The sequence below is a fragment of the Nonomuraea sp. NPDC049607 genome (assembly GCF_040675375.1).
In the GTDB taxonomy this organism is placed as follows: domain Bacteria; phylum Actinomycetota; class Actinomycetes; order Streptosporangiales; family Streptosporangiaceae; genus Nonomuraea.
Window position 1 is genome coordinate 143,709 of record NZ_JBFAOV010000019.1, and the last position, 13,402, is coordinate 157,110.

The following is a 13,402-nucleotide window of genomic DNA, read 5'->3' on the forward strand; positions in this document are numbered from 1 at the left end:
TGAGAAGTCGGATTCACTGCCAATGACGGAGGCTGCCGGGTGTCGACGGTCTCAGTGCCCATCCGACTCGTCCGGGACCGTCCGACCTGGCTGATCTATCTCCTGCTCGGCGCGTTCGCCACCTTCATGTACGGCCTCAGCGCCGCCCTGCCGCTCCTGCGCGCCGACCAGCGCACCACGGCCACCGTCGCCGGGCTGCACGGCACCGCCATGGCGCTCGGCACGGTCGGCGCCGGCCTCACCCTGCCCCTGCTCACCAGGCTCCTCGGCCGACGCGTGACGTGCTGGGTCGGCCTGGCCGGGATGAACGCCGGCGTGCTGCTGGTCATGGCCACCTCCGCGCTGCCCCTGACGCTGCTGGGCTACGGCGTGGCCGGCGGCTTCGGCTCGGTCATGCTCTACGCGGCGATGGCCGAGCTCAGCGACCACCACGGGCCCGCGGGACCGGCCGCGCTCAGCGAGGCCAACGCCGTGGGCGTGCTGGTGGGGATCGTGGCGACGTTCGTGCTCAGCCAGGTGGCGCAGAGCGCGCTCGGCTGGCGGGCCGCCCTGCTGATCACCCCGGCGGTCAGCGTCCTGCTCGCACTGGCGCTGGGCCGCTCCTGGCCCGCGCCCCGGCAGGGCGTGGAAGGGGAGGACGACGTGGTCGCCCTGGGCGGCGTCCAGGCGCGGGAGGGCGGCCGGTGGCGCTTCCATCTGGCCGGGGCCGTGCTGTTCTGCTGCGTGGCCCTGGAGTTCTCGTTCGACCTGTGGGCCGCCGACCTGTTCGCCCTCAGGACGGGCGTGACGGCGGCCGTCGCGGCGACCGGGCTGACGGCGTTCGTCAGCGGCATGGCGGCGGGCAGGTTCGCGGGCGCGCAGCTCGCGCTGCGGCTGCCGGCCACGCCGCTGTTCGTCGGCGCCCTGGGGCTGATGGCGCTCGGCTGGCTGCTGTTCTGGACGAGCGGCGCGCCGGTGCTGTCGTACGTGGGGCTGGCGCTGAGCGGGCTGGGCGCGTCGCTGCAGTTCCCGCTCGCGCTGAGCTCGCTGATCGCCGCCTCCGGCGACCGGGCGGACCGGGCGGCGGCCGCCTCGCCCGTGTGGGCGGGCGCCGCCATGGCGGTCGGCCCGCTGCTGCTCGGCTCGCTGGCCGACGGCTACGGCACCGGGACCGCGTTCGTGCTGGTGCCGGTGATCATCGCTGTCGCGGTGACCGGGGTGCTCATGTCCAGTCGGCGTACTTGAGCGTGTCGGCCAGGCCGGGCGTGTCCCACTGGTCCACGACGAGGATCCGGCTCTTCGGCAGGTACCACTCGCGCTGCGTGAAGCGGGCCTTCACGCCGTTGCCCGAGTAGCTGACGCACTTGGCCTGCCAGGCGTTGTAGGCGGCCTTGTGCCCGGCCCCCATCTGCCGGTAGCCCCTGGTGACCTTGGGGCCGATGACCTCGCCCCACTTCCGGTTGAACGGGCAGGGCTGCACGTCACTGGCCGGATAGTACGGGTTCTTGCCCGTGTAGGGTCCGAAGCCCTCCGCGCCCCGCTTGATCGCGTCGGGGCCGAGGATGTAGAACGCGTCGCACTCGGGCGAGCCCCAGCCCCGCGGCTTGGCGCAACGGCCGGTGACCACCTGCACATAGTCGGCCCCCTGACGGTGGACCACCCACTCGATCGGGATGTAGAGCGTCAGGCCGCCGCGCAACTTGAGCTGCTGGGCGGGGGCGGCGGAGGCGGCCCCGGGCACGGCGAGCACGGCCGCCAGGGACGCAACCGAAGCGGCGACAGCGAGAGATCGTCTTGACATGGGCACCAACGTAGAACCCGCCACTTGCAGCCCAATCACGAACGACTGAAAGCCGCGAGCCGGCTCGAAGACGGCGAAGGCCGCGAGCCGGCTCACGAACGGCTGAACTCAGGGACGGCTGAAGGCCGTCGTCAGCTCCCGCAGCAACGCCACCACGCCGTCGGGCCCGTCGACCACGATGTCGGCCCGTTCGGCCAGCGCGGTCACCTCCGCCGAGCCGCTGCACACGGTCACGCCGGGCAGCCCCGAGGCGCGTACGGCCTCGAACGCGGCCAGGTCGCCGAGGTCGTCGCCGACGAACATGACGGACCTGGCGTCCCGCTCGGCCAGGAACAGCCCGAGCGCGTGGCCCTTGTCCATGCCGGGCGGCCGCAGCTCCAGGACCATGCGTCCGGGCTCGATCACCAGACCGTGCTTGTCGGCCAGCCCGGCCAGCGGCTCGCGCAACGCGGCCAGCGCGCCCTCGGGGTCGGGGGCGCGCCTGGTGTGCACGGCCACCGCCCGGCCCTTGTCCTCGATCACCACGCCGTGCAGCCCGAGCGAGTCGAGCAGCAGCGGCAGCTCGGCCCGGGCGCGGGGCACGCCGGGCGGAGGCGGCGGCGCCGAGACGCGTCCGTGCTCCCACCGCTCGAAGCCGTAGTGGCCGAGCACCACGAGACCGGGCACGTCGGCCAGGCCGGGCCCGAGTTCGAGCGCGGTGGCCGCCGGCCTGCCGGTCACGATGGCCACGGCGCCGACGTGGGCGCCCAGCTCGGCGAGTACGGCGGGGGCCTCGGGGTGGATCCGGGCGGAGGCGGGATCGGGCACGATCGGCGACAGGGTTCCGTCGAAGTCGAGCCCGATCACGGCGCCGGACGGATCTTTAAGGATCGCTTCCATTCCAGGGATGTTCCTCACGCGGCTGCCGTACCCAGCCGGTCAGGGGCGCATGCCGAGCCGTCTCGCCGCACGGTCACGCTGACGGGTGGAGCGCAACCTTCGCAACCGTTTGACCAGCATCGGGTCCTGCTCCAGCGCCTCCGGTCTGTCGATCAGCTCGCCGAGCAACTGGTAGTAGCGGGTGGCCGAGAACCCGAAGGTCTCCTTGATGGCCTGCTCCTTGGCGCCCGCGTGACGCCACCATTGGCGTTCGAAGGCGAGGAGTTCGAGATCGCGGTCGGTGAGGGGTGGTCTGGACGGTTCCTGGGCAGCACTGTCACCGCTGAGCGGTGCTCCCATGATGTCCTCCTCGGGAAGGGGCGTGCGACGATCACATCGCACGCGTCGCGGCCCGTGGCCAATCGTAATGTGCGATGTGCGGCTGTTCACGGCGGATTGCCGGACGTACAGTCACGAAATGTGACCCCAGTCATCACGCTCCTCACGGACTACGGGCTCGAAGACGGCTTCGTGGCCGCCTGCCACGGAGTGATCGCCGGGATCGCGCCCCAGGCGCGGGTGATCGACGTGAGCCACCTGGTCCCGTCCGGCGACGTACGGCGTGGCGCGGCCATCCTCGCCCAGACCATCCCCTACCTCCCGGCGGGCGTGCACATCGGCGCGGTCGACCCCGGCGTGGGCGGCGCGCGGCGGTCGGTGGCGGTCGAGGCGGGCGGCCGGGTGTTCGTCGGCCCCGACAACGGCCTGCTGTCCTGGGCGGTGCACGCCAGCGGCGGCGCGCGGGCCGCGTACGCGCTCAGCAACGAGGAGCTCTTCCTGCGGCCGGTGTCGCCGACCTTCCACGGCCGGGACGTCTTCTCGCCGGTCGCCGGGCGGCTGGCGGGCGGCCTGGACCCGGCCGAGCTGGGCCCCCCGGTGCCGGTCGAGCGGCTGGTCTCGCTGCCCGCGCCGACCTCGCTGCTGCGGGAGGGCTCGGTCGAGGGCGAGGTCGTCTCGGTGGACCGCCACGGCAACACGCAGTTGTCGATCGCGGCGGGCGACCTGGACGCGCTGGGCGTCCAGGTGGGCGACACGCTGGGGGTGTGGCTCGGGCGGCGGCGGCTCGCGATGCCCTTCCGCACGTCGTTCGCGGCGGTGCCGCCGGGCGAGCTGGTGGCGTTCACGGACTCGGCGGGGCTGATCGCCATCGCGGTCAACTTCGGGGACGCGGCGCAGCGGCTGGGGCTCCCCCCTGGGGCACATGTCCGACTTTCGCCCACACCGCAGGGCGAATGACCGCATAACTACAATTACTCCGCGTATCGGGCTGTTTACCGAAGCGTCGGAACGACTCGCCGGCCACGTGCCAGAATGCACGGCAGATCGGGCGTCCCTCCTCTCCCGTTCGAGGTTGACGTGTACCAACTGTCCGTTGTGCTGCTCTCCATCCTGTCCGTGTTCTGGCCGCAGGCAGACGCGCCCGTGCCGGAGCGCTGGCACGCCTGGCCGGTGGCGCGGATCTTCCCTCTGGCCGTTCCCGGCGTCAGCCCGTCGGGGGCCAGGGTGACGTACGTGCTGACGGGGGTGGCCCCCGAGGCGCCGTGCCGGGTGGCGTTCCAGCCCGCCGCGGTGCGGCCCGGCTGCCTGACCGCGCTGCGGGCCACGTACGCCGACAGCACCCAGACGTACGTGGCCACCGTCGGGATCGCCGTGCTCGACGCGCCCTGCCCACGCCCGTGCCCACGCCCGTACGGCGGGGTGCGCCCGGCCACCGTGCGGCCCGTCGCCTTCCCCGGCGGCCCGGCCGAGCGGTTCGGCGAGCGGCAGTACTTCGCCGGGGCGCTGGCCGGCTCCGGCGACCCCTACCTGGTGGCGACGGCCGTGGGGTACGCCGACGGGCGGGCGTACCGGCCGGGCGGACGCGCCGCGCCGCGGCTGCGGGGCGCCGCGCGGCAGCTCGCCGTGGCGTTGCACCGGGCGCTGACCCGATGAGGGTGCTCGCGTCCCTGCTGCCGGCTCTGATCCTGGCGGCCGGGGTCGCGGGCGTGGCGTCCAGCGCCACCGACGACGTGCGGACGGCGGCCTCGCCGAGCCTCCCCGGCGGCGTGGGCGCCGCCGCGCGGGCCCGGCAGTGGCAGCTCCGGGCGCTGCGCCTGCCCGAGGCGTGGCGGGAGAGCAGGGGCGCGGGCGTGCTGGTGGCCGTGCTGGACACCGGGGTGAACGGCCGCCACCCCGACCTGCGGGGCGTCGTGACCCAGGGCCCCGACCTGACCGGCGCGCCCAAGCGCCTGTGGGGGCACCACGGCACCGCCATGGCCGGCCTGATCGCCGGCCGCGGGCACGGCGAGGGACGCACCGAGGGCGTGGTCGGCGTCGCCCCCGCGGCGCGGGTGCTGTCGATCAGGGTCACGCTGGAGAACACCGACCCGCTGCGCGCCGAACGGCGTGCCGGCCGCCGCGACGCCCTGGCCGCGGGCATCAGGTACGCGGTCGACCACGGCGCGGACGTGATCAGCATGTCCCTCGGCGGCGGCAGCGGCGCGTGGGAGGGCTCGGCGGCCGAGGAGGAGGCCGTGCAGTACGCGATCGCCCGCGGCGTGGTCCTGGTGGCCTCGGCCGGGAACGACGGCGACACGACCAACAGGAAGAACTTCCCGGCCGCCTACCCGGGCGTCATCGCGGTGGGCGCGGTGGACCGGCGGCTGAGGGTGGCCCCCTTCTCCAACCGCCAGGACTATCTGTCGGTGGTCGCGCCGGGCACCGACATCGTCACGGCCGACGGCGCCGAGGGGTACGTGGCGGGCGACGGCACGAGCTCGGCGGCGGCCATGGTCGCGGGCGTGGCGGCCCTGGTGCGGTCGGCCCATCCGGGGCTGTCGCCGTACCACGTGCGCATGGCCATCGAGCGCGGCGCCAGGAGGCGGCCCACGAGCGGCCACAGCCGCGCCTACGGGCACGGGGTGGCCGACGCGCCGCTCGCCCTGCGGGAGGCCCGGCGGCTGGCGCACGGGACGCTCTCACCGGCCGCCCGGCCCGGCCCGTACTTCGGGCGGGGGCCGGCCGCGCCGCCCGCCTCCAGGGCGCCGGTGGTGGCCGGGATGGTGGTGCTGGCGGCGGCCATGTCGGCACGGGTGGTCACGACCCGGCGGAGGCGTCGGAGGGATTCACCCTAGCAAGCGCTTGTGTGATACTCCTGGCTATGACCTTAGCGATCGACGGCTGGTTCGCCATCGACGGGGACGGCGCCACCCACCTCATCGGCACCACCTGCCTGACCTGCGGGACCGTCGCCTTCCCGCCGCAGCGGGGCCTGTGCCGCAACCCGCGCTGCGAGGGCGAGGAGACGGCCGAGACCCGGCTGCCGCGGCGCGGGCGGGTCTGGTCCTACACCGACGCCTGCTACCCGCCGCCGGAGCCGTACGTGGCGGCGCGGCCGTACCGGCCGGTCACGCTGGCCGCCGTCGAGCTCGACGGCGCGGGGCTGGTGGTGCTCGGCCAGGTCAGGGACCTCACGGTGAACGACCTGGAGGTGGGCATGGAGCTGGAGCTCGTCCACGGGCCGCTGGCCGACGGCCCGCTGGTGTGGATGTGGGGGCGGGCCTCGTGAGCGCGGTGGTGGTGCTCGGCGCGGGCATGCACCCATGGGGCAAGTGGGGACGCCCCTTCGTCGAGTACGGCGTCGCCGCGGCCCGCGCCGCCCTCCGCGACGCCGGGGTGGCCTGGACCGACGTCCAGTACGTTGTGGGGGCCGACACGATCAGGAACGGCTATCCGGGCTTCGTCTCCGGCGCGACCTACGCCCAGGCGCTCGGCTGGACGGGCGCCAGGATCGCCTCCTGCTACGCGGCCTGCGCGTCGGGGGCCCAGGCGGTGGACATCGCGCGTACCAGGATCCTGGCCGGGCTGTGCGACGTGGCGCTCGTGGTGGGCGCCGACTCCACCCCCAAGGGCTTCTTCAAACCCGTCGGCGGCGACCGGCACGACGACCCCGACTGGTTGCGCTTCCGCCTCCTCGGCGCCGCCAACCCCGCCTACTTCGGCCTCTACGCCCGCCGGCGCATGGCCCTGTACGGCTCCACCAGCGACGACTTCGCCGCCGTCAAGGTCAAGAACGCGCTCGCCGGCTCGCTCAACCCCATGGCCCGCTACCGCGCCCGGGTCACGGCGGAGGAGGTGCTCGCCTCACCCATGGTGGCCGACCCGCTGCGCCTGATGGACATCTGCGCCACCTCCGACGGCGGCGCCGCGGTCGTCCTGGCCTCGGAGGCGTACGCCAGGCGTCTCGGCGCGACGGCCCCGGTGCGCCTGGCGGCCGTCTCCACGGTGACGCCGACCTTCCCCAACGCTGTCCTGGAGCTGCCGAACTTCGCCACCGACTCCTGCGCCGCCGTCCCCGCGCCGGAGAGGCCGTTCAGGGCCGCGATCGCGCACGCGGCCTACGAGGAGGCCGGTCTGGGCCCCGAGGACGTCTCCTTCGCCGAGGTGTACGACCTGTCCACCGCCCTGGAGCTGGACTGGGTCGAGGACGTCGGCCTGTGCCCGCCGGGCGAGGCGGACAAGCTCCTGCGGGCGGGCGAGACCGCGCTCGGCGGCCGGGTGCCGGTCAATCCGTCGGGCGGCCTGGCCTCCTTCGGCGAGGCGATCCCGGCCCAGGCGATCGCGCAACTCTGCGAGCTGACGAACCAGCTGCGCGGGGCGGCGGGCGCGCGCCAGGTGCCCGGCGCGCGCGTCGGCCTCGCGGTCAACCAGGGGTTGTTCGGCCACGGCTCGGCCATCGTGGCCACGACGTGAGAAGACCCTCCGGGAGCTTTCCCGGAGGGTCTTCAGGTCATCCCGCGTGGACCACGTCGTGCGTCTCGGCGAAGTGACAGGCGCTCTCGTGCCCGGTCCCCGTCCGGATCTGCAGCAACGGCTCCTCCTCCGCGCAGATCTCCTGCGCCTTCCAGCAGCGGGTGCGGAAGCGGCACCCCGACGGCGGGTTGGCGGGCGAGGGCGGGTCGCCCTGCAGGATGATCCGCTCACGCTGCTCCCGGCCCTCGGGGTCGGGAACCGGCACCGCCGACAGCAGCGCCTGCGTGTACGGATGAGCGGGCTTGTCGTAGATCTCGACGTCCTTGCCGAGCTCCACGAACTTGCCCAGGTACATCACGCCCACCCGGTCGGAGATGTGGCGGACCACCGACAGGTCGTGGGCGATGAAGATGTAGGCCAGGTTGAACTCGTTCTGCAGCCGCTCCAGCAGGTTGATCACCTGGGCCTGGATCGACACGTCCAGCGCCGAGACGGGCTCGTCGCAGACGATGATCTCCGGCTGCAGCGCCAGGCCGCGGGCGATGCCGATGCGCTGCCGCTGGCCGCCCGAGAACTGGTGCGGGTAGCGGTTGATGTGGTCGGGGTTGAGGCCGACGACCTCCAGCAGCTCCTGCACCTTGCGGCGGCGGTCGCCCTTGGGCGCCACCTCCGTGTGGATCTCGTACGGCTCGCCGATGATGTCACCGACGGTCATCCGGGGGTTCAGCGAGGTGTACGGGTCCTGCATCACCATCTGGATGTTGCGGCGCATGCGCTTCAGGTCGCCGCCCCTGGCCTTGGCGATGTCCTTGCCGTTGATCTTCACCGACCCGGAGGTCGGCCGCTCCAACGCCATCAGCACCTTGGCCAGCGTGGACTTGCCGCAGCCCGACTCGCCCACGATGCCCAGGGTCTCGCCCCTGTTCAGATCGAACGACACGCCGTCGACGGCCTTGATCGCGCCGATCTGCTTCTTGAGGACGATGCCCTGGGTCAGGGGGAAGTGCTTGACCAGGTCGCGAACCTCGAGGATGCGCTCACTGCTGCTCGCCATCGAGGACCTCCCTCCAGTAGTGGCAGGCGCTGCCACGCGTGCCGCTGATCTCGTAGAGCTGGGGGGCGCTGGTCACGCAGTTGTCCTGCCGGTACGGGCACCGCGGGTTGAACGCGCATCCGCTCGGCAGGTCGAGCAGGTTGGGCGGCAGACCCTTGATCGCGTACAGCTCCTGGCCCTTGAGGTCAACCCGGGGGATGGACTCCAGCAGACCCTTCGTGTACGGGTGCCCCGGCGCCCGGTAGATGTCGTGCACAGGGGCGTTCTCCACGATCCGGCCGGCGTACATGACCGAGATCTTGTCGGCCACGTCCGCCACGACCCCCAGGTCGTGGGTGATCAGGATCATGCCCATCTGGCTCTCGCGCTGCAGCTCGGCCAGCAGTTCCATGATCTGCGCCTGGACCGTCACGTCCAGCGCGGTGGTCGGCTCGTCCGCGATCAGGACCTCGGGGTCGAGTGCGATCGACATCGCGATCATGATGCGCTGCCGCATGCCGCCCGAGAACTGGTGCGGATAGTCGTTGACGCGCTGCCGGGCGGCCGGGATGCGGACTTTGTCCATCAGCTCGACGGCCTTGTTCAGGCCGTCACGCTTGGACATGCCGCGGTGGACCCGGAACATCTCGCTGATCTGCCAGCCCACGGTGAACACCGGGTTGAGCGCCGAGAGGGCGTCCTGGAAGACCATCGCGATGCGCTGGCCGCGCACCTGGGTGCGGGCGTCGTCCGAGAGCTTGAGCAGGTCGGTGCCCTTGAAGCGGATCTCGCCCTTGGGGATGACGGCCGGCGGCATGTCCAGGATGCCCATGATCGCCTGAGCGGTCACGGACTTGCCCGAACCGGACTCGCCGAGCACCGCCAGCGTCTCACCGGGGTTGACCGTGTAGCTCACGCCGTTCACCGCGCGCACGACGCCCTGACGCGTACGGAACTCCACGTGCAGGTTGTCCACCGCGAGCAGCGGCTCGTTGCCCAGCCCTCCCTCGGCGGGCAACACGTCTGTCGACGTCTTCTTCACTTGATCCCCCCTTCTACCTGAGCTTCGGATCGAGAGCGTCGCGCACGGCGTCGCCCAGCATGATGAACGCCAGCACCGTGACGCTCAGGAACAGGGCCGGGAAGAACAGCGGCAGCGACGCGTCGAGGAACCGCGGCCGGGCGTCGGCGATCATGAGGCCCCACGAGATGTCCGGCGACTGCACGCCGACCCCGAGGAACGACAGCGCCGCCTCCGCCGCGATGTAGCCGCCGAGGTTGATCGTGCTGACCACGATCACCGGCGCCAGCGAGTTCGGCAGCAGGTGCTTGAACATGATCCGCCACTGGCCCGCGCCCACCGCCCGCGCGGCGACCACGAAGTCCTGGCTCTTGGCCGTGATCACCGAGGCCCGCATGATGCGGAACACCATCGGCCATCCGAGCACCGCCAGGGCCGCGATGACCAGCAGGATGCTGTTGATGCCACTGTCACGGAAGGTGGCGGCGATCAGCAGGGCGCCCAGGATCGGCGGGATGGCGAAGAAGATCTCGGTGACCCGGGAGGAGACCGAGTCGATCACGCCGGCGCGGAAGCCGGCGAAGAGGCCGAGCAGACCGCCCACGATCATGGTGAGGATCGTGGTCGTCACGCCGATCACGATGGAGTTGCGGGCGCCGTAGATCGTCCTGGCGAACACGTCACAGCCCTGGCTGTCCTTGCCGAACGGGTGTCCCACGCTGGGGAGCTGCCGGGCGGTGGACAGGTCGCAGGTCTGGGCGTTGGTCGGGTCGATCGAGGTGAACAACGACGGCCAGAACGCCATGACCAGCAGGATCGCGATCAGCACCGCGGAGATGATGAACATCGGCCGGCGACGCAGGTCGTACCAGGCGTCGGTCCACAGGCTGGCGGGCTTCTCCTGCTTCTGCTTCCCGCGCCTGCCCTGCTTCTCGGGGGACGGCGGCGCCGGGACCTCCGTGACCAGCGACTTCGCTTCCGGCAGCATGGGCCCGACGTTTGCTTCGTTACTCATAGCGGATCCTCGGGTCGAGCACTGCGTACAACATGTCGACGACCAGGTTGGCCAGGATGTAGATCAGCACCAGCACGGTCACGATGCCCACGACGACCGGTTGTTCTCGCAGCAGGATCGATTGGAACAGCTGGTTGCCGATGCCCGGCAAGTTGAAGATCGTCTCCGTGATGACCGCGCCGCCCATCAGGTTCCCGAGGTCGGCGCCGAGGTAGGTGACCAGCGGGATCAGCGCGTTGCGGAGTCCGTGCCTGCCGATGACGCGGCGTTTGGACAGGCCCTTGGCGGTCGCCGTGCGGATGTAGTCGGCGCGCAGTGTCTCCACCAGGCTCGTCCGCGTCAACCTGGTGAGATAGGCGATCGACGTGCCGGCGAGCACGAAACCGGGCAGCAGATAGCTGCGGAACCCGGCCGAGATGCCCGCCACGGGGAAGATGTCGCTCCCCGTCCACAGCTTGAGCTTGACTCCGAGCACGAGCTGGAGCACGAAGCCCGTCACCAGAGTGGGGACGGAGATCAGCAGCAGCGTCGAGGCGAGGATGGCGGTGTCGGAGGCCTTGCCGCGGCGCAGAGCCGCCCACAGGCCGAGGCCGACGCCGATGATGGCCTCCATGACGAGAGCCGTCAGCGCGAGGTTCAGCGTGACCTGGAACTTGCCGGCCATGAGCTGCGAGACCGGGATCCTGGAGAAGGTGGTTCCGAAGTCTCCGTGCAGGAGCACGCCGCTGAGGTAGTACCAGTACTGCAGCAGCAGCGGGTCATTCAGGTGGTATTGGTCGCGCAGGACCTCGGCCACCGCCGGGTCCAGGCGCTTCTCGCCCGCCAGTGCCTGGATGGGGTCGCCGGGCAGGGCGAAGACGATCGCGAAGATGAGTAGCGTGGCGCCGAGCAGGACGGGTATCGCCTGCAGCAGTCGCCTGATGACATAACGGCCCATTCAAGCCCTCCGGTACATGCGTGGAGGCAGTCACCTTCGTAGCCGCGGTTTGCCCGGCCCCAAGTGACTGCCTCCAAGCTCAGTCCTCCGAGGGGCGGACGGCAAGAGCCGTCCGCCCGGCGAATGACGTCAGGCCTTCTCGATGTCGGCCCACTGAACCTGGTTGAGCAGGTTCAGCTTGACGCCCTTGACCTTGGGGGAGTGTCCGAAGTTGCTCCGGTAGAAGTACACCGGGATGTACGGCATGTCCTTGATCAGGATGTCGTCGGCCTGCTGGTAGAGCTTGAGGCCCTCGGCAGCGTCGGCGGCCTGGTCACCCTTGGCGACGATGTCGTCGAACTCCTTGTTCTCGTAGCCGCCGTAGTTGGAGCCGGTCGAGATGGCCTGGGTGCCGAAGATCGGCGTCAGGTAGTTCTCGGCCGACGGGTAGTCGATCGACCAGCCCATACGGAACAGGCCCTTGTACTTCTTGGCGTCCAGGTCGTCCAGGATGGCCTTGAAGTTCTCGAACGGCTTCGGCGTGACCTCGATGCCCAGGTTGGCGCGGAGGTTGTTGGCGACGGCCTCGATCCACTCCTTGTGGCCGCCGTCGCCGTTGTAGCCGAGTTCGAGCTTGGCCGGGCCCTTGGCGTCGGCGTAGAGCTTCTTCGCCTCGGCCGGGTTGTACGTGCAGGCCGTGCAGGCGCCCTGACGGTAACCGGGGATGGCCGGGTTGATGAAGTCGTCGGCCGGGGCGCGGGTGCCCGCGAAGACCGTCTCGGTGATGGTCTTGCGGTCGATGGCCATGGAGATGGCCTTGCGCACGTCCGGGTTCTTGAACTCGGGGTTGTACTTCAGCGGGACGCCGATGTAACCCACAGAGGCGTCGGGCTCGTCGAAGTAACGGTCGCCGAGGACGGACTTGGCGGTCGCGATCGCCGAGGCGGGCAGCGAGTCGTCCACGTCCAGGTTCTCGGCCTGGAGGTCCTGGAAGGCGGTCTCGGCCGAGCTGTAGATCTTGAACTGCAGCTTGGTCCAGTTCTTCGGCTTGGTGCCGGGGAACTTGTCGTAGACCGTCATGTCGATGGTCTGCGCGCCGCCCTTCTTGTAGGGCTTGTCGACCTTGAAGAGGCCCTGGCCGATCGGCTGCTCGCCGTAGGCCTGGGTCACCTTGCCGTCGGCGCCGAGCGCGGAGGCCGGCAGCGGGTAGAAGGCGGTGTACCCGAGCATCGTCTTGAACTGCGAGAACGGTGCGGACAGCGTCACCTCAAGGGTGCTGTCGTCGACAGCCTTGAGGCCCTTCATCTCCTTGGACGTCGGCGTCTTGCCCTCGCCCGGGTGGACGTCGGCGAAGCCGTCGATGCGGGAGAAGAAGGCGGAGGAGCTCATGGCGTTGTCCTGGTTGGCGCCATAGTTCCAGGCCCGCGCGTAGTCAGCCGCGGTGACCGGCTTGCCGTCGTGCCAGGTGTAGCCCGACTTGAGCTTGATCGTCCAGACCTTGCTGTCCTGGGTGGTGATCGACTCAGCGGCCTCTTCAACCGGCTGCTTGTTCTCGTCGTACTTGACGAGCGGCGAGAACACCGCGGCGAGGACTTCGGAGCCCTCGGTCTCGGTGGTGTTCAGCGGGTTGAGGAGCTCCTGAGGCTCACCGATCTCCATGCGGACCGGCGTTTCGCCGCCGCCCGCGGCAGTGCCGCCGTCCGAGGCACCGCCGCCACACGCGGCAACCGCGAGGGCGAGCAGCGCGGTACCGGCGACGATCTGTGCGCCCTTAGTAACACGCATGGTGAAAAAAATCCTCCCTCTACAGGTGGGCGACAGCGCTGAGCTGCGGTGATGGTAAGCAGCCTGACGGGGGGTTCCTGGTATCCCCCGGATTTGGCTGACATGGTCAAACCAGCCGACGCCCTGCCAGTCGATCGCGACTATCTCTTACTACTTGCCACCAGCGAGTCTCTGGCGCGTTGCAGTTCGGTCACACGTGCGCC

Annotated in this window: 14 protein-coding genes; 6 read left to right on the plus strand and 8 right to left on the minus strand. The window is 70.8% G+C overall.

All coding sequences use genetic code 11. From position 1 onward, the window contains the following. The first annotated feature begins 39 nt into the window (after positions 1-39). On the plus strand, positions 40-1,224 hold the full coding sequence (locus AB0J97_RS31855) for a hypothetical protein (protein WP_364095464.1): 1,185 nt from the start codon (positions 40-42) through the stop codon (positions 1,222-1,224). Here the strand turns inward: AB0J97_RS31855 and AB0J97_RS31860 are convergent. From AB0J97_RS31860 to AB0J97_RS31870, 3 genes are all read right to left on the minus strand, one after another. Further along, entirely contained in the window at positions 1,202-1,780 is a 579-nt protein-coding gene (locus tag AB0J97_RS31860) for a hypothetical protein (RefSeq protein WP_364095467.1), read from the minus strand. The genes AB0J97_RS31855 and AB0J97_RS31860 overlap by 23 nt on opposite strands. A gap of 108 nt (positions 1,781-1,888) precedes the next feature. Beyond that, entirely contained in the window at positions 1,889-2,659 is a 771-nt protein-coding gene (otsB, locus tag AB0J97_RS31865; protein WP_357696650.1) for a trehalose-phosphatase, read from the minus strand. A 39-nt stretch (positions 2,660-2,698) separates the two neighbouring features. Beyond that, complete coding sequence (locus AB0J97_RS31870; protein WP_357696652.1) at positions 2,699-2,998, minus strand: DUF3263 domain-containing protein; 300 nt, start codon at positions 2,996-2,998, stop codon at positions 2,699-2,701. 120 nt (positions 2,999-3,118) lie between these two features. Between AB0J97_RS31870 and AB0J97_RS31875 the strand changes: the two genes are divergently transcribed. From AB0J97_RS31875 to AB0J97_RS31895, 5 genes are all read left to right on the plus strand, one after another. Further along, positions 3,119-3,934, plus strand: a complete 816-nt coding sequence (locus tag AB0J97_RS31875) for an SAM-dependent chlorinase/fluorinase (RefSeq protein WP_357696654.1) — start codon at positions 3,119-3,121, stop codon at positions 3,932-3,934. A 120-nt stretch (positions 3,935-4,054) separates the two neighbouring features. After that, positions 4,055-4,630 (plus strand): hypothetical protein, encoded by a 576-nt coding sequence (locus tag AB0J97_RS31880; protein WP_364095472.1) that lies wholly within the window; start codon positions 4,055-4,057, stop codon positions 4,628-4,630. After that, positions 4,627-5,811, plus strand: coding sequence for a S8 family serine peptidase (locus AB0J97_RS31885; protein WP_364095475.1), 1,185 nt, complete (start codon positions 4,627-4,629; stop codon positions 5,809-5,811). The genes AB0J97_RS31880 and AB0J97_RS31885 overlap by 4 nt, the downstream gene beginning before the upstream one ends. 26 nt (positions 5,812-5,837) lie before the next feature. Continuing rightward, positions 5,838-6,245 carry an OB-fold domain-containing protein gene (locus AB0J97_RS31890; protein WP_364095478.1) on the plus strand — a complete coding sequence of 136 codons (408 nt, stop codon included), beginning with the start codon at positions 5,838-5,840 and terminating at the stop codon, positions 6,243-6,245. Next, positions 6,242-7,429: a lipid-transfer protein gene (locus tag AB0J97_RS31895; RefSeq protein ID WP_364095481.1), complete on the plus strand. Its 1,188-nt coding sequence runs from the start codon at positions 6,242-6,244 to the stop codon at positions 7,427-7,429. The genes AB0J97_RS31890 and AB0J97_RS31895 overlap by 4 nt, the downstream gene beginning before the upstream one ends. A 37-nt stretch (positions 7,430-7,466) precedes the next feature. Here the strand turns inward: AB0J97_RS31895 and AB0J97_RS31900 are convergent, their stop codons facing one another. The 5 genes from AB0J97_RS31900 to AB0J97_RS31920 all read right to left on the minus strand — a co-directional run bounded on the left by AB0J97_RS31900 (position 7,467) and on the right by AB0J97_RS31920 (position 13,199). Beyond that, a complete protein-coding gene (locus AB0J97_RS31900; protein ID WP_357710891.1) occupies positions 7,467-8,483 on the minus strand; it encodes a dipeptide ABC transporter ATP-binding protein in 1,017 nt (338 codons plus the stop codon). Next, positions 8,467-9,504, minus strand: coding sequence for an ABC transporter ATP-binding protein (locus AB0J97_RS31905; protein WP_357710888.1), 1,038 nt, complete (start codon positions 9,502-9,504; stop codon positions 8,467-8,469). The genes AB0J97_RS31900 and AB0J97_RS31905 overlap by 17 nt, the downstream gene beginning before the upstream one ends. A 13-nt stretch (positions 9,505-9,517) precedes the next feature. Then, on the minus strand, positions 9,518-10,498 hold the full coding sequence (locus AB0J97_RS31910) for an ABC transporter permease (protein ID WP_357710886.1): 981 nt from the start codon (positions 10,496-10,498) through the stop codon (positions 9,518-9,520). Then, positions 10,491-11,435, minus strand: coding sequence for an ABC transporter permease (locus AB0J97_RS31915; protein ID WP_364095486.1), 945 nt, complete (start codon positions 11,433-11,435; stop codon positions 10,491-10,493). Before AB0J97_RS31915 ends, AB0J97_RS31910 begins: the two co-directional genes overlap by 8 nt. Positions 11,436-11,564: 129 nt before the next feature. Beyond that, positions 11,565-13,199 carry an ABC transporter substrate-binding protein gene (locus AB0J97_RS31920; protein ID WP_364095489.1) on the minus strand — a complete coding sequence of 545 codons (1,635 nt, stop codon included), beginning with the start codon at positions 13,197-13,199 and terminating at the stop codon, positions 11,565-11,567. Between the last annotated feature and the right edge of the window lie 203 nt (positions 13,200-13,402).

Excerpts from the sequence above, each read along its gene's own strand:
- AB0J97_RS31890 (WP_364095478.1), top strand. The coding sequence starts at position 5,838 with ATGACCTTAGCGATCGACGGCTGGTTCGCCATCGACGGGGACGGCGCC.
- AB0J97_RS31870 (WP_357696652.1), bottom strand. The coding sequence starts at position 2,998 with ATGGGAGCACCGCTCAGCGGTGACAGTGCTGCCCAGGAACCGTCCAGA.
- otsB (WP_357696650.1), bottom strand. The coding sequence starts at position 2,659 with ATGGAAGCGATCCTTAAAGATCCGTCCGGCGCCGTGATCGGGCTCGAC.
- AB0J97_RS31910 (WP_357710886.1), bottom strand. The coding sequence starts at position 10,498 with ATGAGTAACGAAGCAAACGTCGGGCCCATGCTGCCGGAAGCGAAGTCG.
- AB0J97_RS31900 (WP_357710891.1), bottom strand. The coding sequence starts at position 8,483 with ATGGCGAGCAGCAGTGAGCGCATCCTCGAGGTTCGCGACCTGGTCAAG.
- AB0J97_RS31885 (WP_364095475.1), top strand. The coding sequence starts at position 4,627 with ATGAGGGTGCTCGCGTCCCTGCTGCCGGCTCTGATCCTGGCGGCCGGG.
- AB0J97_RS31860 (WP_364095467.1), bottom strand. The coding sequence starts at position 1,780 with ATGTCAAGACGATCTCTCGCTGTCGCCGCTTCGGTTGCGTCCCTGGCG.
- AB0J97_RS31915 (WP_364095486.1), bottom strand. The coding sequence starts at position 11,435 with ATGGGCCGTTATGTCATCAGGCGACTGCTGCAGGCGATACCCGTCCTG.
- AB0J97_RS31920 (WP_364095489.1), bottom strand. The coding sequence starts at position 13,199 with ATGCGTGTTACTAAGGGCGCACAGATCGTCGCCGGTACCGCGCTGCTC.